Origin of the sequence: Curtanaerobium respiraculi, from assembly GCF_024609215.1 — a bacterium.
In the GTDB taxonomy this organism is placed as follows: Bacteria; Actinomycetota; Coriobacteriia; order Coriobacteriales; family Eggerthellaceae; genus Curtanaerobium; species Curtanaerobium respiraculi.
The window spans coordinates 53,997-77,419 of sequence record NZ_JANIPD030000023.1 but is presented as its reverse complement, the minus strand read 5'-3'; the positions used below and the strand labels follow the sequence as shown (position 1 = coordinate 77,419).

22 protein-coding genes and 1 pseudogene are annotated in these 23,423 nt (G+C 62.1%); 15 read left to right on the top strand and 8 right to left on the bottom strand.

The window, feature by feature from the left end; translation table 11 throughout:
• The first annotated feature begins 112 nt into the window (after positions 1–112).
• The 3 genes from rpsO to NOV21_RS06825 all read left to right on the top strand — a co-directional run bounded on the left by rpsO (position 113) and on the right by NOV21_RS06825 (position 3,558).
• Positions 113–400, top strand: a complete 288-nt coding sequence (gene rpsO / locus NOV21_RS06835) for a 30S ribosomal protein S15 (protein WP_283170429.1) — start codon at positions 113–115, stop codon at positions 398–400.
• Between the two features lie 170 nt (positions 401–570).
• On the top strand, positions 571–2,787 hold the full coding sequence (gene pnp, locus NOV21_RS06830; RefSeq protein ID WP_283170430.1) for a polyribonucleotide nucleotidyltransferase: 2,217 nt from the start codon (positions 571–573) through the stop codon (positions 2,785–2,787).
• A 231-nt stretch (positions 2,788–3,018) separates the two neighbouring features.
• Positions 3,019–3,558, top strand: a complete 540-nt coding sequence (locus NOV21_RS06825) for a TetR/AcrR family transcriptional regulator (protein WP_283170431.1) — start codon at positions 3,019–3,021, stop codon at positions 3,556–3,558.
• 159 nt (positions 3,559–3,717) lie between these two features.
• Here NOV21_RS06825 and NOV21_RS06820 read toward each other — a convergent pair whose 3' ends face one another.
• Positions 3,718–4,332, bottom strand: a complete 615-nt coding sequence (locus tag NOV21_RS06820) for a hypothetical protein (RefSeq protein ID WP_283170432.1) — start codon at positions 4,330–4,332, stop codon at positions 3,718–3,720.
• Positions 4,333–4,766: 434 nt separating this feature from the next.
• Between NOV21_RS06820 and NOV21_RS06815 the strand changes: the two genes are divergently transcribed.
• From NOV21_RS06815 to NOV21_RS06800, 4 genes are all read left to right on the top strand, one after another.
• Positions 4,767–5,498, top strand: coding sequence for a 4Fe-4S dicluster domain-containing protein (locus NOV21_RS06815; protein ID WP_283170433.1), 732 nt, complete (start codon positions 4,767–4,769; stop codon positions 5,496–5,498).
• Between the two features lie 3 nt (positions 5,499–5,501).
• Positions 5,502–7,571 carry an aldehyde ferredoxin oxidoreductase N-terminal domain-containing protein gene (locus NOV21_RS06810; protein ID WP_283170434.1) on the top strand — a complete coding sequence of 690 codons (2,070 nt, stop codon included), beginning with the start codon at positions 5,502–5,504 and terminating at the stop codon, positions 7,569–7,571.
• A gap of 14 nt (positions 7,572–7,585) precedes the next feature.
• Positions 7,586–7,957 carry a hypothetical protein gene (locus NOV21_RS06805; RefSeq protein WP_283170435.1) on the top strand — a complete coding sequence of 124 codons (372 nt, stop codon included), beginning with the start codon at positions 7,586–7,588 and terminating at the stop codon, positions 7,955–7,957.
• Between the two features lie 84 nt (positions 7,958–8,041).
• Entirely contained in the window at positions 8,042–9,280 is a 1,239-nt protein-coding gene (locus tag NOV21_RS06800; protein WP_283170436.1) for an aminotransferase class V-fold PLP-dependent enzyme, read from the top strand.
• 28 nt (positions 9,281–9,308) lie between these two features.
• Here the strand turns inward: NOV21_RS06800 and NOV21_RS06795 are convergent, their stop codons facing one another.
• From NOV21_RS06795 to NOV21_RS06785, 3 genes are all read right to left on the bottom strand, one after another.
• Positions 9,309–10,163, bottom strand: a complete 855-nt coding sequence (locus tag NOV21_RS06795; protein ID WP_283170437.1) for a MerR family transcriptional regulator — start codon at positions 10,161–10,163, stop codon at positions 9,309–9,311.
• 150 nt (positions 10,164–10,313) lie between these two features.
• The gene (locus NOV21_RS06790; protein WP_283170438.1) at positions 10,314–10,610 is read right to left on the bottom strand and encodes an addiction module antidote protein; all 297 of its coding nucleotides are present in this window, start codon (positions 10,608–10,610) and stop codon (positions 10,314–10,316) included.
• Positions 10,611–10,625: 15 nt separating this feature from the next.
• Positions 10,626–11,582 carry a Fic family protein gene (locus NOV21_RS06785; RefSeq protein WP_283170439.1) on the bottom strand — a complete coding sequence of 319 codons (957 nt, stop codon included), beginning with the start codon at positions 11,580–11,582 and terminating at the stop codon, positions 10,626–10,628.
• Positions 11,583–11,873: 291 nt separating this feature from the next.
• Here NOV21_RS06785 and NOV21_RS06780 point away from each other — a divergent pair, with 291 nt between their 5' ends.
• Together NOV21_RS06780 and NOV21_RS11375 are read left to right on the top strand one after the other, a co-directional pair.
• Entirely contained in the window at positions 11,874–12,161 is a 288-nt protein-coding gene (locus NOV21_RS06780; RefSeq protein WP_283170440.1) for a sodium:proline symporter, read from the top strand.
• Positions 12,103–12,336, top strand: a pseudogene (locus tag NOV21_RS11375) (hypothetical protein); the annotation flags it as partial. The gene NOV21_RS06780 and the pseudogene NOV21_RS11375, both read left to right, overlap by 59 nt.
• Here NOV21_RS11375 and NOV21_RS06775 read toward each other — a convergent pair.
• From NOV21_RS06775 to NOV21_RS06760, 4 genes are all read right to left on the bottom strand, one after another.
• Positions 12,292–12,648, bottom strand: coding sequence for a response regulator transcription factor (locus NOV21_RS06775; protein ID WP_283170501.1), 357 nt, complete (start codon positions 12,646–12,648; stop codon positions 12,292–12,294). The pseudogene NOV21_RS11375 and the gene NOV21_RS06775 overlap by 45 nt on opposite strands.
• Before the next feature lie 262 nt (positions 12,649–12,910).
• The gene (locus tag NOV21_RS06770; RefSeq protein ID WP_283170441.1) at positions 12,911–13,300 is read right to left on the bottom strand and encodes a hypothetical protein; all 390 of its coding nucleotides are present in this window, start codon (positions 13,298–13,300) and stop codon (positions 12,911–12,913) included.
• Positions 13,260–13,823, bottom strand: coding sequence for a type IV toxin-antitoxin system AbiEi family antitoxin domain-containing protein (locus NOV21_RS06765; RefSeq protein ID WP_283170442.1), 564 nt, complete (start codon positions 13,821–13,823; stop codon positions 13,260–13,262). The genes NOV21_RS06770 and NOV21_RS06765 overlap by 41 nt, the downstream gene beginning before the upstream one ends.
• A 163-nt stretch (positions 13,824–13,986) precedes the next feature.
• Positions 13,987–15,348, bottom strand: a complete 1,362-nt coding sequence (locus tag NOV21_RS06760; RefSeq protein WP_283170443.1) for a radical SAM/SPASM domain-containing protein — start codon at positions 15,346–15,348, stop codon at positions 13,987–13,989.
• A 160-nt stretch (positions 15,349–15,508) separates the two neighbouring features.
• Between NOV21_RS06760 and dapB the strand changes: the two genes are divergently transcribed.
• The 6 genes from dapB (at position 15,509) to NOV21_RS06730 (ending at position 23,416) form a co-directional block, all read left to right on the top strand.
• Positions 15,509–16,273: a 4-hydroxy-tetrahydrodipicolinate reductase gene (gene dapB, locus NOV21_RS06755; RefSeq protein ID WP_283170444.1), complete on the top strand. Its 765-nt coding sequence runs from the start codon at positions 15,509–15,511 to the stop codon at positions 16,271–16,273.
• A gap of 77 nt (positions 16,274–16,350) precedes the next feature.
• Entirely contained in the window at positions 16,351–17,253 is a 903-nt protein-coding gene (gene dapA / locus NOV21_RS06750; protein ID WP_283170445.1) for a 4-hydroxy-tetrahydrodipicolinate synthase, read from the top strand.
• A gap of 16 nt (positions 17,254–17,269) precedes the next feature.
• A complete protein-coding gene (locus tag NOV21_RS06745; RefSeq protein ID WP_283170446.1) occupies positions 17,270–19,111 on the top strand; it encodes a ribonuclease J in 1,842 nt (613 codons plus the stop codon).
• A 77-nt stretch (positions 19,112–19,188) separates the two neighbouring features.
• On the top strand, positions 19,189–21,645 hold the full coding sequence (locus NOV21_RS06740) for an FtsK/SpoIIIE family DNA translocase (protein ID WP_283170447.1): 2,457 nt from the start codon (positions 19,189–19,191) through the stop codon (positions 21,643–21,645).
• A gap of 2 nt (positions 21,646–21,647) precedes the next feature.
• Positions 21,648–22,811 carry a helix-turn-helix domain-containing protein gene (locus NOV21_RS06735; RefSeq protein WP_283171790.1) on the top strand — a complete coding sequence of 388 codons (1,164 nt, stop codon included), beginning with the start codon at positions 21,648–21,650 and terminating at the stop codon, positions 22,809–22,811.
• Positions 22,812–22,918: 107 nt separating this feature from the next.
• Complete coding sequence (locus tag NOV21_RS06730) at positions 22,919–23,416, top strand: YajQ family cyclic di-GMP-binding protein (RefSeq protein WP_283170449.1); 498 nt, start codon at positions 22,919–22,921, stop codon at positions 23,414–23,416.
• The last annotated feature ends 7 nt before the right edge of the window (positions 23,417–23,423 follow it).

Below are 23,423 nucleotides of genomic sequence, written 5' to 3'. Positions count from 1 at the left end.
AGCTGCGAAAACGCGGCGTACTTTCCTCTTAGCCCGCACGCACCACCTGCATGCCCGCCCGGAGGGGAGCGGATCGGTAAGCCCTGCGGGGCGGTTAGAAAGGTGGAATCTCATGGCTGACAAGCTGAGCATTTCCAAAGAGCGCGTTGCCGAGCTCATGAAGGAATACGGCAAGAACGAGAACGATTCCGGCTCCGCCGAGGTGCAGGTTGCCATCCTCACCGAGCGCATCAGCAACCTCACCGAGCATCTGAAGTCCCACAAGAAGGACAACCACAGCCGTCGCGGCCTGATGATGCTCATCGGTAAGCGCCGCGGCCTGCTGAAGTACATCAAGAACCGCGACATCACGGAATACCGTGCCCTTATCAAGAAACTCGGCATCCGCGACAACGTGTAAATGCATTTGGCCCGCCGCCAGGCGGGCTTTGCATATCCGGGTGCTCGCAGGAGGCGGCGCCTGGAAAACGGTCGGGAGGGGAAAGGTGCCCCGCCTGCTCGTGAAGGAACCCCTTCGAAGAAGCTTTCGCGCAATAGGGCGCGGAGGAAAGAGAAAGAACAAGAAGGCATATGAACAAAATCGTCGAAGAATTCGAGCTCTACGGCAAGAAGTACCGCTTCGAGACCGGTGAACTTGCCAAGCAGGCGACCGGCGCCGTGCTGGTCACGCAGGGTGACACCACTATCCTGGTCACCGCGGTTGTCAGCAAGGAAGAGCGCGACTACGATTTCTTCCCCCTCACGGTGGACTTTCAGGAAAAGATGTACGCCGTGGGCCGCATCCCCGGCGGGTATCTGAAGCGCGAGGGCCGCGCGAGCGAGAAGGGCACGCTGACCGCCCGCATGGTCGACCGCCCCATCCGCCCGGGCTTCCCCGACGGGTTCAAAAACGAGGTGCAGATCGTGGCCACCACGTTCGTCGTTGACGGCCAGAATCCGCCCGATTGCATCTGCGTGAACGGCGCGAGCGCCGCGCTGCTGGTCGGCGGCGCCCCGTTCGACGGGCCGGCCGCGTGCGTGCGTATCGGCCGCAACCCCGAGACGGGCGACTTCATCGTGAACCCGACCTTCGAAGAGCAGGAGGGCAGCGACCTCAACCTGACGATCGCGGGCACCGCCGGCTACATCAGCATGGTGGAGGCCGGCGCGGACCAGATCAGCGAGATCGACATGCTCGCCGCCATGGACTTCGGCCAGAAGGCCATCGCCGAGTTCTGCGCGCATCAGCAGGCGTTTTTGGACAAGTGCGACATCACGCCCCTGGAGTACAAGCTGCACGAGGCGGATCCCAGCATCGCCGAGCGCGTGAACGCCCACTTCGACGAGATGTCCGCCGCGCTGCACGACGCTGACAAGCAGAGCCGCATCGGCAAGGTCGAGGCGCTGAAGGCTTCCGTCAGGCAGGCCGACTTCTCGGAAGATGAGCAGGCCGCATGGGCCAGCGACATCGCCGCCGCCCTCAAAGCGCTTGAGAAGAAGGCCATGCGCCGCATGATCATCGAGACGGGCGAGCGCGCCGACGGCCGCACCGCCAAGGAGATCCGCCCGCTCTACATCAAGCCCGGGTACCTTCCCCGCGTCCACGGCAGCGGCCTCTTCCAGCGCGGCCAGACCCAGGCGCTTTCGGTCTGCACGCTGGGAACCCTGCGCGAAGGCCAGCGCTTGGACACCATCGATCCCGCCGAGGGCAAGCGCTACATGCATCAATACAACTTCCCACCGTTCTGCACGGGCGAGACGGGCCGCCTGGGCGCGCCGAAGCGCCGCGAGGTCGGCCATGGCGCCCTCGCCGAGCGCGCGCTGCTTCCCGTCCTCCCCGACGAGGATGTCTTCCCGTACGCCATCCGCGTGGTAAGCGAGATCCTGGAATCGAACGGATCGTCCTCGATGGCGTCCACGTGCGGCTCCTGCCTTGCGCTGATGGACGCGGGCGTGCCCATCAGCGCGCCGGTGTCCGGCATCGCGATGGGCTTGATCAAGGAAGACGACGGCGTGGTCATACTGTCCGACATCCAGGGCCTGGAGGACTTCCTCGGCGACATGGACTTCAAGGTGACGGGCACCGCCGCCGGCATCACCGCGCTGCAGATGGACAACAAGGCCAAGGGCCTGTCCACCGAAATCCTCGGTGCCGCTCTGCAGCAGGCAAAGGAGGGACGCGCGTTCATCCTGGATGCCATGCTGAAGGAGATCCCGGCCCCGCGCGAGAGCCTGTCCGATTTCGCTCCCCGCATCGAGACCATCAAGATCCCCGTGGATAAGATCCGCGACGTCATCGGCACGGGCGGCAAGGTCATCCGCGGCTTGCAGGACGAGACCGGCGCGACCATCGAGGTCGAGGAGGACGGCACCGTGCATATCGCCGCCGTCGAGGGCCCGGCGGGCGAGGCGGCCAAGAAGGCCATCCTCGACATCGTCAAGGAGCCCGAGGTGGGCGAGGTCTTCGACGGAAGGGTCGTGGGCATCAAGGACTTCGGGGCGTTCGTGAGCCTGACCCCCACCAAGGACGGGCTGTTGCACATCTCCCGCATGGCCAACGGCCGCGTGGGCAAGGTCGAGGACGTGCTCTCCCTCGGCGACGAGGTGAAGGTCGAGGTCATCGAGGTCGGCGACAACGGCAAGATCAGCCTCGACCGCGTCGACAAGCCCGACGCGCCCGAGGGAAGCTTTGAGGATCGCCCGCGCCGCGAGCGCAACGACAAGCCCCGCCGCCATCCCGGCGATCGCGGGGGGCACGGCAACGGCGACAGCCACCGCAAGCCCCGCCGCCGCCACACCGGCGAGTAGGCGGCAGCAGGCGCGCGCCGAACAACATACCCGCTTCAGCAGGGGCACGGTTCATGCGGACCGTGCCCCCTCCGTTTTCCAAGAACGAAGGCGTGTCGGTTGCAGTCTGCCGTTCAGCATGTTGAAAGCACGCATGGGTTTCCGTTTCTTTTTGGTGACGGTTTTCGAAATTGCCAATCTGGAAGGTAGGATATGCCGCGTAATTACTGGCATCTAACTTGAGGAGGTACCTTGAGCGACGATACCAAGCTGAGCCTCGCGGAGTCGTATCGGCAGATCCTCCTAGAAGGCGGGACGCAGACCATCACGGTGAAGGACGTGGTGGATCGTGCCGGCGTCTCCCGCATGACGTTCTACTACCATTTCAAAGATATCTACGACCTGGTCGACTGGATGTACCGCCAGCATATCGACGAAGCGTTCGAGAAGGCCCAGTCCCCCCGTGAAGCGTGGCAGATCGTGGGGGGCAGCATCATAGAGATGACCGAAGACCATTCGGGTTTGAGCATGCTGGAGAACTACCAGCATCTCGACCGCAGCATGCTGGATCGCAATCTGAATCGCCTCGTGTACGAGGTGATTGAACGGTGCACCGAACTCGACCCGAAATTCGAGGGCATCGCGGAGAACGACGTCGAATTCTTTATCCAGATGACCACGTTCAGCATTACCGGAATGGTTTCAAGCGCGTTGAACCACGATATCGACGTGGACATACGCAGCTACGTCGACCGCTATCTCAGACTAGTCTACGACCATATCTCCACATAGGCCCGATAAGAATCTTGTCTGACAACCTTTGGACATATGCACCCGCGTACCGCCGCGGGTGTTAAAGTTCGGCAGGGTGCACCTAGCGTTGCAGGCGCCTTCCGCCTTGGCGAACCTGCTCTGCGCGCACTCGCCAAAGCGGAATTCAACTACGTTTCCTTAGAAGAACGGCGCCCCCTTGGGAAGCGTCTTCCCACTTGCAGCCAGCACTGCGGCGACACCACCGTAATACGAGCAGATGCCGCCGATGAGGATAGACCACCCGGCGATTGCGTTGGCGATATCGGGTGCGATGCCAAGCCCTGCGACGCCAAATCCGGCCACGCCGATTCCCGAAAACAGGAAGCAACAGAAGTCTACCTTGCTGAACCCGGTCATTGAAGGCAGGATGAAAAGAAGGAACAGGCCAGCTAAGACGAACGAGATGTTCAATATCGTGTAGTCGAAGGGCACTCCCAAGGTCGTGCAGATAGCGCCTGTCAGGTTCATGCCACCGCTGAACAGCCCGAAGACGCACGCAAATGTGACGAAAATGGCGCCGGAGATCGTGTTTCCTTGCTTTAGGAAGTACATGCCGCCGACCCAGTAGATGACGAAAAAGCCGATGAGCACGACGCCGATTGCAATGCCGAAGCCGCCCGGCACCGTGAACCCCATCGCGTTCGCCCAGAAGGCGAAGCATAGACAGGCATACCCGATAGACATGCCTGCGCCGATATTGGCAGTGGGGACGAGCCCCTTTACCGCAATCTCCTTGGGTTCGTTTTCTTGCATGATCCAGTCTCCTTTCAACTCGAAGGCAGGAGGGGGATGCCTTTGCGGCGCATCCCGCAGGGGCACAGTAAACGTCCTTTTATCCGGAGAGGATACCCGCCGCGCCCCATGAGGCGAACGTCGTTTCGCATCCGCCGATAAAAAATGTTAGCGTCGAAACGGGGTTCGGAATCAAGCCCTAAAAAATAAAGGCCAGATGCATAAGCAAATCAATATAATTGCAGTTCCTTATTAGCCTCAAAGCAAGATAACGAACAAACATCGGGCAAATCCAAGCATTGACTAGAAACCTAGTTCCGCATCTAGTATGAAGGCGTTTGCAGGCTCGCGGAGAAAGTCTTGCGAACCAGGCGCATTGCGGGCGCCGGGTGCGGCCGACCCCATTTACGTCCTTTTAGGCCGCGAAAGACGAATGCTAAAGAGGAGGAGAGAGTATGCCGACAGCAGTTGAAGAGAGATCCGCAACTGGGCAACCGGGAATGGAGCAAGCGGGAGTCGGAAAGCAGCTTTCACAAGGTTATCTGCTCATCGACACGAAGAAGTGCTCGGGCTGCATGAGCTGTATGATTGCCTGCTCGATGGTGCATAACGGCATTATCAACCTGTCAAAAGCCCGCATTCAGATCAAGAAGAACGTGTTCGGGAAATATCCTGTCGACGACATCGAGCAGTACGTCTGTCGACAGTGCGTGGATGCGCCGTGCGTCGATGCCTGCCCGGTCGGCGCCCTGCACATCGAGGAGGCAACCGGTGTGCGCGTCATCGATGAGGATGCGTGCATCGGCTGCAAGATGTGCATCAAAGCATGCTCCTTCGACCCGCCGCGGATTATGTATGACTTCGAGTACAGGAAGGCGGTGAAGTGCGACCTGTGCCTCGGCACTCCGTACTGGGAGAAGGAGGGCGGCATAACGGACAATCACGCTTGTGTCGATGTCTGCTCGCTGAAGGCGATCGTATTCACCCGCGATGTTCCCGAGCAAAGCGATGCGGGCTACAACGTCAACTTGCGCAAAAGCTTGCATTATGCACGTGCGAACCTCCCCATCAGCGACGATGGCCTACAGCCTCCTAAGGAGGCTATTGCCGAAGCGGGGCTCATTCCGACCGGGTCCGGAGTGACGCGCAGCTTCTGGGACGACCCCGAGATCGAGGAAGGAGAATAGACTATGTCATCTGGATACATGGGCAAGATAGCCTACGTCAACCTGACGACCCGGGAAGTGAAGTTCGTCGACACCGAGCCCTACGAGCAGTGGATTGGCGGCCATGGCATGGCCAGCGCTCTGTTCTGGGATTATTGCGAGGACAAGACGATCGAGCCCTTCGACCCGAAGAACCTCATCGTCATCGCCGCCAACCCCTTCTCCGGGACCATCGTCCCTACTGCGGCGGCACGCGTCGAGATTACCGGCATCGGGAGCTTCGCCGAACCCGAGTGGTACACACGTTCGAGCATGGGCGGCAGGATCGGTCCGGGCATGAAGCGTGCCGGGTTCGACGCGTTCATGGTCACGGGCCGATCTGAGACGCCGGTTTGGATCAACGTCATAGACGGCAAGGTGACCATAGAGGATGCAACCGACCTCATGGAGCTCGACGCCTGGGATACCCAGATCGAGATACAGAAGCGTGTGGCCGGTGTAGACGTCGGCGAGTGGTATGACATCGAGAAAACCGATTTCGGCGGTTCGACCATGCAACGTCCAGCAGTCATGGCGATTGCGCCGATCTCGCAGGAGCCGCGGCTTGGGCGGGTCGGCGGCATCGTGCACGACGCGAGCCATATCGCGGCGCAGACAGGCTTTGCCGCCGTGTGGGGCTCCAAGAACCTCAAGGCGGTCAGCTTCACCGGGGCGCAGAGTTTCACGGTCGCCGATCCCAATGCATTGATGAACCTGCGCAGGGAGGTCTATGAGAAGTCGGTCTACAAGGTCGACCATCCCGACAACATCCCCTACGACGGTCACTTCATGACGCACATCTTCAACCTGCCGACCCGTGGTCTGGGACTGTCGAACTTCAGCTACATCCCCATGCGGCCCGAAGCCTGTGAGGGATGCAACGGTGCCTGCCGTGCCATGTATCCCGACGGCATCGGCAACGAGTCGTTCTGCATCATCTTCAACTGGGGCAAGGGTTCGATCGAGCCTGAGGAGACCGGCCGGCACAACGCACATCTCCTCAACCGCTGGGGGATTAACGGCTTCGAGATCGACACTACGTCGTATCTCTACTCGCTGTACAAGCGCGGAATCGCCGGCCCAGGCAAGCAGATTGACTCGGGCGACCTGGACTGGAGCACCTATGGGACCCACGAGTTCGCCAAGCAGGTGTTGACCAAGATGGTCAACCGCGATGGCGACATTGGGGCGCTGGCAGACGGCGTCGCCCGTGCGGCAAAGGCCTGGGGCACGTGGGACGAGGACCAGCGGACCGGCCTGCTCGTGCATCCGCAATGGGGCTACTACGAGCATTACGCACCGCAGGTCGAATCCGAATGGGGCTACGGAAGCGTCTTCGGAGAACGTGACATCAACGAGCACTACTTCAACTTCCAGGTCTATTGGATGCCGAAGTCCACGATGACGCTTCTTGAGAAGCCCCCGCTGCAAACGGCGAAGGAGTTGGCGGAAACTCTGTCGTATTCGACCGGCCTCGACCCCATGAGCTTCGACTATAGCGAGAACAGCACCTACAGCGATGCACGGCTCGACATGGTGGTCTGGAGCCGCCATTGGACGCGTGTCTGGACTCAGTCGCTCACCTTCTGCGACTGGAGCTGGTGCGGCATCCACGCGAATTACAATGACCCTTACGGCGACTACCGTTGGGACATGGACAGCTACATGTGCAAGTTCTACAAGGCAGTCACCGGCAAGGACATCACGCGCGAGAGCGCTCTGGAGCTCGGGCACAAGATCTTCACGTTGGACAAGGCCATCTGGACCCTCCAGGGGCGCCATCGCGACCAAGAGGTCTTCTCGGACTACGTCTACGACCGCCCGAACCCCGAAGACGCGCTCTACCCGATGTTCATCGACGGCAAGTGGGGATACCATTCCGGCAAGGGCCGCACGCTCGACCGTGAGAAGTTCGAGGATTTCAAGACGCGCTTCTATGTGCGCGAGGGCTGGGACCCTGCGACCGGATGGCCGATGCGCTCTACGCTCGAGGAGATGGACCTGGGCAACGTTGCTGATGCGCTGGAGACTGCTGGAAGACTAGGGGCTGAGTAGCGATGAACTATCGCATGGAATACCCCACGAAAGAAGAGGCGTCACGCTTCACGCGCGATTTGACCTGGGACGAGCGTTTCGAGGTGCTCTCGCAAGGCTACCATCGCGGGGTTGTCGTCGATCAGTGCTACAGCATGAACGAGTTCGCCACGCGCGTGTCGCTGCGCAACCCCAAAGACCCGACCGGGGGCGTGAGGTCGCTCAACGGCGGCGAGGTGACGAAATGGCTGTGCGAGGTCGTTGGCGATGAGGAGCTTTCCAAGCTGCTCGATAAGGTTTTCAAGCAAGAGGTTTCCATGTCGGAGAAGATGGACATCATCCGCGTCATCCTCAACTCCAGGATGAACCAGTACTACGAAGTCCTGGAAGAGGACGACGGGCGCTGAAGCTCGAGAGCGCAGGCGGATTGGGGAGTCGCCTGCGCTCTCTGCGCCCATTTGAGGCATGGTATACGAAATAGGAGTGATTCCGTGTTTGACATTACGGCAGATTTCCCCCTGATAACACATCTGCGGGCGGAGGGCCGCTCATTCGTCTATCTCGACAACGCCGCAACCACTCAGAAGCCGAGATGCGTCATCGAGGCCATGACGGAATGGTATACGGAGCACAACGCCAACCCCCACCGGGGAACATACGTGCTCTCGAAGGCAGCGACCGATGCTTTCGAGTTTTCGCGTCAGGTGATGGCAGATCATATCCATGCCCGCAAAGACGAGGTCGTATTTTGCCGTAATGCCACCGAGGCGCTCAACATGGTTGCGTTGGCGTTCGCCCCTTCCGTAGTTGAACCTGGCGATACAGTGGCGATTCCCATATCGGAGCATCACAGCAACCTGCTCCCCTGGCAACACCTGTGCAAACAGACAGGCGCCCACCTCGTTTACATTTTATGCGACGACGACGGGCGTCTACCGGACTCGGAGATCGAATCCAAGATAGATTCGCGAACCAAGCTCGTTGCATGCGCTCAGGTAGGCAACGTTTTGGGCATGGAGCTTCCAATCCGAAAGCTCGCCGACCGTGCGCACGAGGTCGGGGCATACCTCGTTGTCGATTGCGCCCAGGGGCTTTTGCATCGGGGCATCGACGTTTCCGAGTGCGGTGCCGACTTCGCAGCTTTCTCGGCGCACAAGGCGTTCGGCCCTAACGGAATCGGCGTGCTTTGGGGGCGTTATGACCTGCTCGACCAGATGCCGCCGTTCCTGCGCGGGGGCGAGACGGTCATCGGCGTGACCGAGCGCAGGGCGCTCTTCGAGAAGCCACCGATGCGCTTCGAGGGCGGCACCCAGGATCCTGCGGGGGCCTATGCATTCGCCGCCGCGCTCGATTATCTGGAGTGCTTGGGCCAGGACCGCATCGTTGCGCATGAGCGAGAGCTCACCAAGCGTCTGCTCGACGGGATGCGGGACATGCCCAAGATGGTCATCTACGGCGCGAGGGATGCAGTCCCTGACAAGGGAGGCATCATCTCGTTCAACATAGCCGGGCAAAGCCCGCTGACGGTTGCCGGCTATCTCGACATGGAAGGAGTGACGCTGCGTGCGGGAACGCATTGCGCCCAACCGCTCCTCGCCTTCCTCGGAGCAAGCGCAACGTGTCGTGTAAGCCTTGCGCCCTACAACACCATCGAAGACGTGGATTACTTCCTCGACCGTTTGGACCGCGTCTATTCGCGAATCACCAACGCCAAGATGAAGGGGCGCTGAGGTCCCGCTCTCTGTGGCCGCCTCTATCCTAGATGGGATAGGTGATGAAATAGAAGTCGCCGGTTTCGGACTCGCCGGTGCGCTTGTCGCCCTGTTCGTCTAGGTTGATGGCGACGAGGCGACTGAACACGTCGCCCTTAAGGGTCAGATTCTCCTGCGCAAGGTAATCCAGGCCGGTTCTCACGTGGGCGTCGAGTATGTCATACCCGAAAGCACGCAAGGATTTGGAATGCACATCTTTGACGATCATCGCAAGGCAAAGCTGGGCTGGGACGTGTCTGATGTGCTTATTGGCAAGATTGACGTACGAAGAAGCCTTATCGGAAATGCCAAGACCGAGTCGGTAGCTCCATTTGTTCTCCCTAACATCTTCCATCCTCAGATGGTTGATAAGGTAGACGAGCGGGATTTGACTCGCCCAGTTCTGGATGACCTTGCGGTCGTCGGGGTCCTTCAGAATTTGGCCGTTTTCCTCGCACTCCAAGAACCAGAAGCCAGGTATTACCTCGTAGTCGAAGCTGTTGTAGAGGGTGCTGATCTTGGAGAGGAGGGCCCGCTTGTCGTTGAGTCCGTCGAGTACGGCTTGGTTGCGTTGGATCTCATCGCAAACGGCGGTCCTGCATTTGTTGAGGCTTGCGTACTTATCCTCCAGCGATGCAGCGGTGATGTCCTTGGTGGAGTTCTGGACGCTCATCCCGCTTTTCGAGAAGGAGCGCAGCTCGAAAAGGTGAAAGAGGCTCGATGCGTCGTATTGGCGATATCCCGAATCGAGCACCTCGTAAGGGGGTTTTTCGAGGTATTTTTCGTACATGCGAATCGATGTCGACGAGATATCCAGGAACATGAAAATGTCTTTTGCGCTGATGTTTGGCTTGCTTAACATGCTGCTACCCCCGTACTCGTAAGGCGTGGCAGCGCACAGCATCCGCATCGGTACGCAGCACTCTTGCCAAGAAAGGCGCCCCTCGTCTCACGCCCGATTTGATTATCTACCATAAAACTGTGGGTTACAGGAAAAAGGCGTGTCCGGAGCCTAATCGATGGCGTATGGGTACCTCGTCTTCTGGTGGATTTCCATCCAAACCAGGCTGTCGCCCCATTCGAGCGGCCTGGCCTGTTCCTTCGGGTTGGAAGCGTATGTCTCGTAGAGGAGGCCGACGTCGGCATCGCGGGCGATGCCGCTCATGCCGCGCGTTTTGGCGACGTCCCCCAATGCTTCCTGCAGAAGGGCGGGGCCGTTCTCCTCGATGATGGCGTTCAGGTATTCCGCGATATCCTCCTCGGTTTCGAGGTACTCGCTCGCATCCCACTTGCTGACGTTAGCTGTCATGGTGCGATCCCTAGCCTAATCCGCGACGATCCAGATGCCGGACCTGGCGCTTCCTTGCCTCGAGCGCGCGCCCTCCTCCTTCAGCTCTGCGACAATGCGCTCGGCGCTTCGCTTCGAGCATCCGAGGCTTTCCGCGAGCTGGGAGATGTTGCCATCGCCGTGCTCCCTGAAGAATTCGAGCGCCTTGGAGCGGCTCAGCTCCTTCTCGCTTGCGGGTCTTGAGAACGGCAGGATCGAGTCGCGTATCGCCTCCAGCATGAACTGGACGAACAGCTCACTCGAACCCGTCGCGTCCGAATCCGCGAGCGCCCCGTAGTAGCCCGCCTGTCGTTGCCTGATGGTGCTCTCGATGGGCAGCCAAGCGAGCACGGGTCTCCATTTCGACAGGAGCAGCGTGTGCCACAGCCTTCCCGTCCTCCCGTTGCCGTCGGAGAAGGGATGGCAGAACTCGAACTCGAAATGGAAGATGCACGATGCGAGAAGAGGATGCGTGCTCGTGCCTTTGAGCCAGCCGAAGATGTCCGCCATTACCTCGGGGACGTACGCTGCGGGAGTGCCAGCGTGTATGAGGACGTCCCCGTCGAACACGCCGACGTTTCCGCTGCGGAAGCGGCCTGCTTCGGGGACCAGGCCCTCCATCATCGTGCGATGGGCTCTCAGCAGGTCGTCTATGGAGCAGGGGTCCAGCTCGGGGATGAGGCCGTAGGCGCGCGCGGCGTTCTCGACCTCCAGGATGTCGCGGCTGTCGCCCAGGACGCGCTTGCCGTCGAGGATGGCGGTGACGGTTCTCTCGTCGAGCTTGTTGCCTTCGATCACGAGGGAGGAGTGGATCGATTTTATCCTGAGCTTCCGATGCAGGGTGGGGCTTTTCGCCAGCGGCGCCTGCGGGGAGAGCATGCCTACGAGCTCTGCGATCTCCATGCAGAGCGAGTCGATCGCGTCGTTGCGCCGGAACGGCGGCTCGTATGCCATGGGACGTCCTTTCATTGCCGCCATCATTATACCGCCATTGGCGGTTATCAGGATGTCTTTCCATGCCCGAAGGTTGGGATTATGTGCTCATGGGGTATTCGGCATTCCCATGGCGCAAATCCCCGATGCCTTGCCTTGCGGAGGCCTTGTAGCAGCCGCCTGAGGGAGTTTGCCGGCGCTAGAGCCGCGTGGGGTGTTTTCGCCGGATGGTGCCGTGCGGCTTTAAGACGTTGGCCAGCAAATCGGTGTATAATCCGAAAATAATCTGATAGTTGTGTAAAAGGGGAGAGCATGGAAGCGATTTATCCACTTACGGCTTTGTCCAAGGACTTGAAGTCGGTCAAGGCGGAGGCCGACCGGGGCATCGTGCATATCACCGAAAACGGAAGAGGCGCCTATATCTTTACTAGCGAGCGGGAGCTTGACGAGTTGATTAAACGGGAGCGCGCGGATGCGGCGTACGAGGCGTACGTAACCGCTGCTGTCGCTCAGGGCGTGTCAGACCTGAAATCCGGCCGCTATGCTACTTCACGGGAAGAGATGTTTGCCCAGGCGAAAGAGCGCAGAGCCAATGCCTAGGGTCCGCTACTCCGAACGGTTCATCAACGACGTGAGCGCAATCTACTCAGAGAAGGTTCTTTCTGAGCTCGACGGAGTGCTCGCCACCATCGAGGAATTTCCCGAAATCGGGTCTGAACAGGTGAGAGAGTCACTCGTTCGTCAATTTGGCGGTGGCTTGCGGAAGTTCCCCGTGTCGTCGTTCGTTATCGTTTATCGCTACCAACCCGGGAACGACGAGATTGGCTTCATAGCGCTGCCGTACGGTCCATCGGTGCCTTAGGTCGATGGTCTTGCGGGTGAGCTCCGCGCGGTTGTTCACGCTCATCTTGTCGAAGATGCGGGCGATGTGATTCTTCACGGTGTTCTGCGAAAGGTGCAGCGATGCGGCAATTTCGGCGTTCGTCAGGCCCGTCGCCACCATGCGGGCGACTTCAAGCTCGCGCGGGGATAAATCAGTCTGGCGCCTGCGGGCCGTTGTCGCCGCAGTGCCGCCGCCGTGTAAAATCGGGCGCTCCGACGAAGCGGGGTTCCGCTGCTTTCCGAGGCAGCCCTTCGACCGGCCGTGGTTCTACATCATGGGCATCGTGTGATCCGCTGTGCAGGCCTACAACATGTACATGACCATGAAGATCCCTGCCAAGTCGAAATCTGCCAGCATCGTGCCGGGCAAGAAGCCCATCTGGTAAAGCAGGGGAAGGCGATACATGGATCGGCAGCGAATCCGCATGAAAGCACTTACCGCTTTCGGCGCTGGTGCTCCCCGGCGATTAGCCTTCGGATTCATTAATGAGACGTATCAGGTCATTCGCCCATTCCACCTTCCCGGCACCCCCGATCTTATCGTGGCCGATCTCGAGCGGAACGGTGCACCACGGCTTCTCGTTGTAGGAAAGCTTGACCTCGTAGGGCTGCATTACGTACTCGCCGGGGATTCCCTTCGGCTTGGCCGGCTCCCTGCGGACGAGCGCGCCGGTGAAGCCCTCCCAGCCAATCTTAAGGGTGCTCCCTCCTTTCACCGTCCCCTCGGGCAACATCTGGCCTACGACGGTGTTCGCAAGTGCGGTTCGGAGTCGCAGCGGGTCCCCGCCGGCGGATGCGAGCCTGTTGATGGCTATGTCAAGGTTGCGCCTGCTGTTCGGCCTCTTGCTTCCAGCCATCTCCCGCCTCATTCAGCAATTCGCCCGCTTCTTCCTGAGTGATGAGGCCTTCCCGCCTCGCGTCGCAGACGGCCTGTTCGAGACGGTCGGGCATCACCCTACCCCTGCATGCCCTGATGGCGTCGGGGATGCTTTGGCTGGGGATGCCCTCGTAAGAAACCGCCTCGCCGTCCACGCCGGGAACGACCCTTACCCAAGGCGGCAGCTCCCGGCGCACGCGCCTGGGGCTCGCGATCGTGAGCGAACGTGGGTTCACGAATGCGAGCCCGTGCATAGCGAGCACGGCGTCGCCCCACAGGTACGCGCCCGGGCCCACGAGCGCCACCGCCTCGGCGTAGTGGTCGTTGGGGGTGGGCACCCAGTGCGTGAGCTTGTAAACGCCGTGTCCGCGGCGCTCGATCATGCCGCGCGAAGCGAGTGCGTTCATTTCCTTGTAGGAGATGCCCATGCCCCTTGCCTGCGCAGCGGTTACGATGCCGTAGTTGTCGGCTGCCGTCTCGTATATGGTCTCGTAATGCGTCATGCCAAAATATTACCAGATATGGTGATGTTTTGGCAATGGGAGATGGGGCAAGCGGGATTGAGAGTCTTTCCGCTTTCTGTACGAAATCCAAGAGTAGGGAACCCTGGTAAAAAGAGGGCTCGGAGCGATCCGAGCCCTCTTCGCATGCCTTTGCCGCCGTCGGTTACTTCACCAGCAATGCCGGGTTGTGGTACTTGCTCGCCCACAGACGGTCGGCGCGCGGCTTCCATTCCTTGGCCGCCTCGACCGTGCGCGCGGAATAGTCGCGCACGTCCTCGGGCACGAGGACCTCGGTGCTGTGGGCGCCGGTGTCCTCCACCATCTGCGTCAGGCGGCCCGGGTTGTCCAGCACGGGGCAGGGGCGCAGCATGTTCTCGTTGAAGGGCTGGTTGTCGTGATAGGCCATGAACATGGGGCGCTGCAGGCCCTCGAGCAGGGTGTGCTCGCGGATGTTGGTGTCGCTGTAGTGGATGAACACGCATGGGTCCATGTCGCCGTTGGCGTTGATGTGCAGGTAGCGCCTGCCGCCGGCGATGCAGCCGCCCACGTACTCTCCGTCGTCCATAAAGTCGAGCGTGAAGATGGGCTTGGACTTGCGGAACTTGCGGACCTGGTTGTACATCCACTCGCGTTGGTCGGCCCGCGTGATCAGCGACGTGTCGGCTCCGGCGCCCACGGGCATGTAGCTGAAGAACCAGGCGAATTTGACGCCCATGCCGATCATCCAGTCGAAGTACTCCTCGCTGCCGATGACGTCAACGTTCTTGCTGGTGTAGCAGCAGCTGACGCCGTACGCCAGATTGTACTTCCTCATCAGCTTCATGGCGTTGGTCACCTTCTCGTAGGTGCCCTCGCCACGGCGGAAGTCGGTGCTGGCCTCGAAGCCCTCGACGCTGGGGATGGGCATGAAGTTGCCCACGCGCAGCATCTCCTTGCAGAAATCGTCATCGATGAGCGTGGCGTTGGTGAAGCAGAGGAACTCGCAGTCGTTGTGCTTGTTCGCGAGTGCGATCAGGTCCTTCTTGCGGACCAGCGGCTCGCCGCCCGTGTAGATGTAGATGTAGCAGCCCAGCTCCTTGCCCTGCTCGATGATGCTGTCGATTTCGTCGAAGGTCAGGTTCAGCTTGTTGCCGTACTCCGCCGCCCAGCAGCCCGTGCAATGCAGATTGCAGGCGCTCGTGGGGTCGAGGAGGATCGCCCAGGGGATGTTGCAGCCGTACTGCTTGCGCATCTTCTCCTGCTGGGCCCAGCCGTTCAGGCTGCCGTTGATGACGAAGTTCTGGAACGCCTGCTTCAGCACGAAGGGGTCGATGTCCCGGAACAGGTCGCAGATCATGCCGTTCCACACGTTGCCGGGGTCGGCGGTGACGCGGCGCGCGGCGGCGCGCTGGGTGGCCATGACATCCCCCGGCGTGATCTTGTCGATGAATTCCATCACTTTGCCCATGTTGTGGGCGGGCTCTTTCTCCACGTAATCGAAGAGCTTGGAAAGCCCGTAGCTCTTCACCGAATTGCTGATACCCATTGGCGATGACTCCTCTTTCTAGTGATTTTGTCCAATTCATCGTATGCATTGCGCGAATTCGCGAAAATAGGCAGAAACCCGCGTTTGTAAGTGTAAAGGGGCCGCGTGTTGCGACTCCATGCGGGGCGGCGAAGCAGCGATGCGGAAGGTGGAGAGCGCGATGATCGATGTGGCAGTTGCCGGGTGCGCCGGCAGGATGGGCAAGGCGACCGCGGCGGCGGTTCAGGCCGCCGATGACATGCGCCTCGTGTGCGGAATCGACCCCCACGGGCACATGGGCGGATTCCCCGTGTTCGCAAGCGTTGCGGAGGCCGTCCGCGAGGCCTCGTTCGACGTGCTCGTCGATTTCACCCAGCCGTCCGCGGTGGAAGGGGATATCCGCGCCGCGCTGCCCGCCGGGATCGACTGCGTCATCGGGACGACGGGGCTCGAGAGGGAGAAGCTCCAGGAGCTTGCCGACCTGGCGCCGGAGGGGACGGCGCTGTTCTTCGCGCCCAACTTCACCATCGGCGCGGTGCTGATGATGCGGTTCGCCCAGGCGGCCGCGCCGTATTTCCCGGAAGCGGAGGTCATCGAGTTCCACCATGCGCGCAAGAAGGACGCCCCGAGCGGCACCGCCGTGCGCACGGCACGCATGATCGCCTCCGCGCGCGATTTCGAGAGCTCCGCGCCGGGAAGGGAAACCGAGATCGAGGGATGCGGGGGCGCCCGCGGCGCGCTCGTGGACGGCGTTCCCGTGCATTCCGTGCGCAGCAACGGGTTCTCCGCCCAGCAAGAAGTGATCTTCGGCGGCATGGGCCAGACGCTTACGATCACCCATAACAGTTGGGACACGCAGAGCTATATGCCGGGCGTGCTGCTGGGCATCCGCAAGGTGGGGGCGTGCGAGGGCCTGGTGGTCGGCTTGGAGAATTTCTTGGATTAGGCGCCCGCGCGCGATAACGTGTCATACTGTTGATCGGCCCGGCGCGGCCGATCGCCGATTGTATCGAGGAGACTCTCATGGCAAACGAATCAACCCTTCCCTTCGGCCGGATGATTCCGGCTATGGTCACGCCCTTCGATGAGGCGGGCAATGTGGATGTGAAGCAAGCGGTGGCCTTGGGGCGGCGCCTGGTCGAGGGCGGCAGCGACTCCCTGCTGGTGTTCGGCACCACGGGCGAGGGCCCGACGGTCTCCCCGGAGGACAAGCTCGCGGTGTTCGAGGCCATGGCGGCCGATCAGAAGGGCGGCGTGCCCGTCATCGCGAACGTCGGCACCAACTGCACGGCCGATTCCATCGCGTTCGCCCGTAAGGCCGCCCAGACCGGGGTGGACGGGCTGATGGCCGTCGTCCCGTTCTACAATAAGCCTCCCCAGGAGGGGCTGTACCGCCATTTCCGGGCCATTGCCGAGGCGGTGGACCTGCCGATCGTGATGTACAACATCCCCGGCCGGTGCGGCGTGAACATGACTGCGGAGACGACGCTGCGCCTGGCGCGCGATTGCGAGAACATCGCCGCCGTGAAGGAGGCTTCCGGCGACCTTGACCAGATCGCGCGGATCTGCGACGGTGCGCCCGAGGGCTTCGCCGTCTACTCGGGCGACGACAGCCTCACATACGAAGTGATGAAGCGGGGCGGGGCGGGCGTCATAAGCACGACCGGCAACTGCGCGCCCGCTGAAATGAAGAAGATAGTCGATAACGCAGCCGCTGGCCGGTGGGACGAGGCGCGCGCCGCGCACGAGGCGATCCTTCCGCTGATGAAGGGGCTGTTCGCCACGGCGAACCCCATCCTGGTCAAGCAGGCGCTCAACCTGCAGGGCTTCTCCGTCGGCGGCCTGAGGCTTCCGCTTGTCGACGCGACATTCGAGCAAACCGAGGCGCTCGCCGCGATCATGCGCGAGGTCGGGGTGCTCGACTAGCGAAAAGGAACGTATATTGGAACAAGTGAATAACCAGCCCCAGCAGGGGCACCGCAAGCGCCGTCCGTCGCGCTCGTTCAAGCATGCCGACATCGAGCGCGAGCGGCCGCAGCTTTCCCGAAAGCCCGCGGAGGGCGGCGCGCCTGCGAAGGGGTCCGCCCAGGGCCAGAGGAAGCGCTCGGTGCTTTCCCCCGACAAGAACCCGAAGAGCCAGCTGCGGGTCATCCCGCTGGGCGGCTTGGATGCGATCGGCAAGAACATGACCGTCCTCGAATGCGACGGCGATTTGGTGCTCGACGATGCGGGCCTGATGTTCCCCGATGACGATCATCCCGGCATCGACCTCATCCTCCCCGATTACACCTATGTGCTCGAGCATGCCGACAAGCTGCGCGGCATCGTGATCACCCACGGCCACGAGGACCACACCGGAAGCCTTCCGTACCTGATGAGGGACCTCGACCGCCCGGTTCCCATCTACGGCACGAAGATGACGCTGGGGCTGATCGAGGGCAAATTCGCGGAGCATCGCATCAAGAACGCCAAATTGATCGAGATCAAGCCCGGCCAGCGGATCAAACTGGGGTGCTTCACCTGCGATTTCTTCGCGGTCAACCACAGCATCCCCGGGGCGGTCGGCGTGTTCTTCCAAACCCCGGCGGCTAACGTGCTGCATACGGGCGACTTCAAGCTGGACCAGACCCCCATCGACGGCGTGACCACCGACTTCGGGGCGCTTTCCCGATTCAGCCGCATCGGCGTGGACTTGCTGATGAGCGACTCGACCAACGCGACGGTGCCCGTCTTCACGCCCAGCGAGGCGACCGTGGGCGTGGCGCTCAACAAGATCATCTCCCAGGCGAAGGGGCGCGTGATCATCGCAAGCTTCGCGAGCCATATCCACCGCATGCAGCAGATCTGCGATGCGGCGGTGGCCAACGGCCGCAAGGTGGTCGTGACGGGGCGGTCGATGGTTCAGAACACCGACATCGCCCGCAAGCTCGGATACCTGCATATCGGCGACCAGGATATCATCGACGCCTACGATCTGAAGGGCCTTCCGCCCGAGCAGGTCGTGATCATGTGCACCGGATCCCAGGGCGAGCCGTTGAGCGCCCTCGCGCGCATCGCGGCGGGGGAGCATAAGACGATCGAATTGGATCGCGGCGACACCGTCATCATCAGCGCGACCCCGGTTCCAGGCAACGAGAAGGCGGTCACGCGCGTCATCAACCTGCTCGCCAAAGTCGGCGCGGACGTGTACGACAAGAAGCGCGCGCCCGTGCACGTGTCCGGCCATGCGGGGCAGGAGGAGCTCAAGCTGATCCTATCCATCGTGAAGCCCAAGGCGTTCATGCCCGTCCACGGCGAGGCCGCGCACCTGAGGGCGCACGCGCGGCTGGCCGAGGCGGTCGGCGTCAACCGCGATAATATCTTCATCATGGACAACGGCGACACGCTCGAGCTCGATGCCCGAGGTGCCCGCAGGGGCGAGGCGGTCGAAAGCGGCGTGGTGTTCGTGGACGGCCTTTCGGTGGGCGATACGAGCCAGGACGTCCTCAACGAGCGCAGCATGCTCGTGGAGATGGGCGTCGCATCCATCGCCTGCGCTATCACGGCGGGCGACCGGAAACCCGTCGGCAAGGTGGAGGTGCAGATGCGCGGCATCGCCGGCGGCGAGGACCCCTATCTCATCGAGGATGCGCAGTCCGCCGTGCAGCGTGCGCTGCGCAGGTCGCTCGAGGGCCACGCGAAACGCCGCGAGGTCGAGAAAGCGTGCCGCCAAGCGCTGCAGCAGGTCCTATGGGAGCGCATCAAGCAACGGCCCATGGTGATCGTGAACCTTATCGAAATCTAGACTACAATAGGGCGGCGGCGCCCGTCGTCGCCGATCGAAGGCCAAACGCAGTTCAACCGCAGTATTAAGGAGCGCATGTGGCTCGCGCGAATTCAAGCAACGCGCAGAATAGAAAATCGAAAGCGCCGTCGCCTGCGCAGAAGGCGGCCGCGCGGCGCGCCCAGGTCCAGCAGCAACCCCCCGGCCTCCTCGACGAGAAATCGCGTCGGGACATCGGGGGCGTGTGCTGCGCGGTGCTCGCGATCGCCCTGTTCATCATGGCGAGCATGCCGCAGGATGGGATCGTGACCGGCGTTCTGTCCACCGGCCTGCACCTGGGACTCGGTCTCGGGTGCTACATCCTCCCGTTCATCCTCATCCTGATCGCGGCGAGCCTGTTCTACCGCAAGGAGGGGGCCAGCATCAGCGGCAGGGTCGCGGTGGGGCTGCTGCTGCTGTTCGTCTGCATCATCGTGCTTCTGGGGCTCGCGACGCCGCTCGTGGGGCAGAACAGCCTCCAGTTCCTCTTCGTGCAGGACAACCTCGTCCACCAGGGCGGCTACGTGGGGGCGGGCATCTCCTGGGCGCTCCTCACCCTGTTCGGCCAGCCGGTGAGCACGGTCATCGTGGCGGGGCTCATCGTCGTCTCGTTCATCATCATCGGCTTTTCCATCAGCGCCGTCGTCGAGAAGGTGCGCTCGAAGCGGCGGGAGATGAAAGACCAGGCCCGCGCTCAGGAGGAGGCGCTGTCGGTCATGCCCGCGCCGGCGTTCAAGCCCGTATCGGCGGGGAGGGGCTCGATTCCGCGCAAACGGTTCGGCGGCAAGCGCGATGGGACGCTGCGTCCCGTGCGCACCGCGGTGCTGCCCCGCATGCCCGGGGACCCCTCCGAGGCGGGCACGGAGGAATTCTCCGCAGAAGCCGCGGGGAACCGGGCGCAGCAAGCGCGCGGCGCCGCGAAATCCTCCGATTCCGGCCAGCTCACGCGGAAGCTGGGCCGCAAGGGGAAAGCGGATGCGGCGCAGGGGAAGGCCAAGAGGCAACCCGCCGCCCAAGCCCCCTCACCCCGCCCCTCCGAGGATTTCGTCCTGCCGCCGATGGAGCTGCTCACGCAGGCCACCAAGGAGTCAGCGAGCGCGGAGTCGCAGGAGACGCTGCGGGACACCGCGATGCTGTTGCAGGAGACGCTCGCCGATTTCGGCGTCGAGGCGACGGTCGTCGACTGGGCTGCCGGCCCGACGGTGACCCTGTTCAAGGTGTCGCTGCCGAGCGGGGTGCGCGTGAGCAAGGTGTCCAACCTCACCGACGACATCGCGCTGGCGATGGCGAGCCAGGGCGTGCGCATCTTCAGCCCCATCCCCGGCACCAACTACGTCGGCATCGAAGTGCCGAACGTGAAGCGGCGCAGCGTGCTGCTCTCCGACGTGCTTCCCGCCGCGGGCAAGGGTCCGCTGCAGGTGGCCATCGGCGAGGATGTCGAGGGGAACCCGATCGTCTCCGACCTGGCTAAGATGCCCCACCTCCTCATCGGCGGCACCACGGGTTCGGGTAAGTCGGTTTCCATAAACGGCATGATCATGAGCATTCTCATGCGCGCGACCCCTGCGGAGGTGCGATTCATCATGGTCGACCCGAAGCGCGTGGAATTCACGCCCTACAATGGCATCCCGCACCTGTACGTTCCCGTGGTCACGGAATGCAAGGAGGCGGCAAGCGCGCTCTCGTGGGCCGTGGCCGAGATGGAGCGGCGCCTGAAGGTCTTCGCCAAGGTGGGCGCCCGCAACATCGGGCAGTACAACGCCAAGGCGCAGGCGGGCATGCGGATCGGCGACGACGAGGCCGAGGAGCTCCCCTATATCGTCATCATCATCGACGAGCTCGCCGACCTGATGATGAACGTGGGCAAGGAGGTCGAGTTCTCCATCAGCCGCCTGGCCCAGCTCGCGCGCGCCGCCGGCATCCACATGATCGTCGCCACCCAACGCCCGAGCACCAACGTCGTCACGGGTCTTATCAAGGCGAACATCACCAACCGCATCGCCTTCAACGTGGCGAGCGGCATCGACTCCCGCGTTATCCTGGACACCCCCGGCGCCGAGAACCTGATCGGTTGGGGGGACATGCTGCTTTCGAAACCCGAATACCCCAAGCCTCAGCGCCTGCAGGGATGCCTGGTCACCGAGGACGAGATCAACGCTGTCGTAGCCCATCTGAAGGAGCAGGGCGAACCCGACTACCATCAGGAGATCTTGCAGACCAACGTCATGTCGGTGGGGGATACCGCCCCCGACGGCAGCGGGGGGTCGTCCACCGCCGACGATCCGCTGATCTGGGAGGCGGCCGAGATCGTGGTCAGCAGCGGCCTCGGCTCCACGTCGAATATCCAGCGCCGTTTGAAAGTTGGCTATTCTCGTGCAGGGCGTATAATGGACATGCTGGAGGACAAGGGCGTCGTCGGCCCGCCGAACGGCAGCAAGCCGCGCGAGGTGCTGGTCGACACGATGGAGCTCGAAACCCTCAAGGCTTTCGAAGCGAACGATAGCGGCAAGGAGTGATGATGGACGAGATGGGCTTCGGCGAGATCCTTCGCCAGACTCGTGAGCGCAAAGGGCTCGACCTGAATGCGACCGCTCGGCGCCTGCGCATCCGCCCCGACATCCTGCGCGCCATCGAAGCGGGCAATTTCGCCGCCATGCCCCCGCGCGGGTACACGCGCAACATGATCACGGGCTATGCGCGGTATCTTGGCCTCAACCCGACCGAGATAACGGGCATGTACCTTTCCGAGCTCTCGCGCTATGAGAACGGCATCTCGTCGTCGCGGCGCCGCTCGACCGGCTTCGACATGTCGGAAGCGCCCGAGAACACCCGGTTCCCCCGGCGGGGGACCACGAGCCGCCTTTCCTCCCCCGAGGGGCGCCGCGCATCGCAACCCCCTTCCGACCGCAGGAGGAGGACCGGCAGGGGAAGCGCCTACACGACCGAAGGGCTCGAAAGCATGCAGCGGTCCCGCGGCTACAACCACGGGGGCAGCAACTACGTCTATCCCGACAGCCGCACGCGCGATTCGCGCGGGAGCGTGCTGCCCTCATCGTCGTTCCTCGATCAGCGCATCGGCGGAGGCTCGGGTGCCCGCGGCACACTGGGCCAAGGGTCGTCGAAGCTCCCGTTCATCATCGCGGCGGCGGTTATCCTCGTCATCGTGATCCTGGTCAGCGTGCTCCTGTTCGGCGGTAAATCCTCACCGGGCACGTCGGCCGTATCCACGCTGCCCGTCACGGGCCTTTCGGATTCCTCCGCGGCCGCGGGTGCATCCGCGGCCTCGTCGACCGCCGCCGCGGCCCCCACCGAGGGCGAGGCGAAGGTCGAGGTGGCCAGCGGCACGTCTGTGTACCTCGAGCTGTACGTCAACGGCGAGGTGCAGGTTGCCGATACGGTGAAGGGCCCCCAATCCTACTCCTACACGTTCACCGATTCGTTCCAATTCGTCTCTGTCGGCACCGAGGGCGTGACGCTCACCATCAACGGGAAACAGCAGGAGCTCGAGGAGAATTCGAATGGCATCGTGAAGAACACCTACGAGTTCAGCGATATCCTGAAGCAGTGGCAGGCGGATAACGGCGTGTCCACGTCGTCGGGTTCCTCGAATGCCTCGTCGGCGAAATCATCATCGACCAGCGCTTCGGCCCCGTCCGATACCCCATCGAGTTCCGCGCGGTAGGGCCAGGGCATTTTTCGAGGCGAAACCGCGCATGCCCCGCCGGAGCATGCGCGGTTTGCTACTATGAGCTGACCGCAGCGGCGGCGGGAGGCGAGAAAGAAGGAGACATGGCGAAAGAGTCAAGCTTCGACATCGTTTCGACGGTTGATATGCAGGAAGTCGAGAACGCCTTCAACCAGGCATCGAAGGAGCTGAAGGCCCGGTACGACCTGAAGGATTCGGGTTCGACGATAACCCTCGACAAGGCGGGGCATGCGCTTACCGTGCAGGCCCCGAGCGACTTCGTCGCGGGCCAGGTGGTCGATATCCTCTCGAGCAAGCTGGTGAGAAGGGGCATCGACCTCGCCGCGATCGCCTGGAGCGCCCCCGAGGCGGCTTCCGGCGGCACGGTGCGCCGTCGCGCGTCGATCGTGGAGGGCATCGAGCGTGACCTGGCCGGGAAGATCAACAAGGACATCAAGGGCCGTAAATTCAAGGCGAAGGTGACTATCGAGGGCGACAAGCTGCGAGTGAGCAGCGCCTCGCGCGATACGCTGCAAGAGGTGATCGCCTTCGTCCGCGAGAACGATTACGGCCAACCGCTTCAGTTCGTCAACTACCGCTAGATCGCAG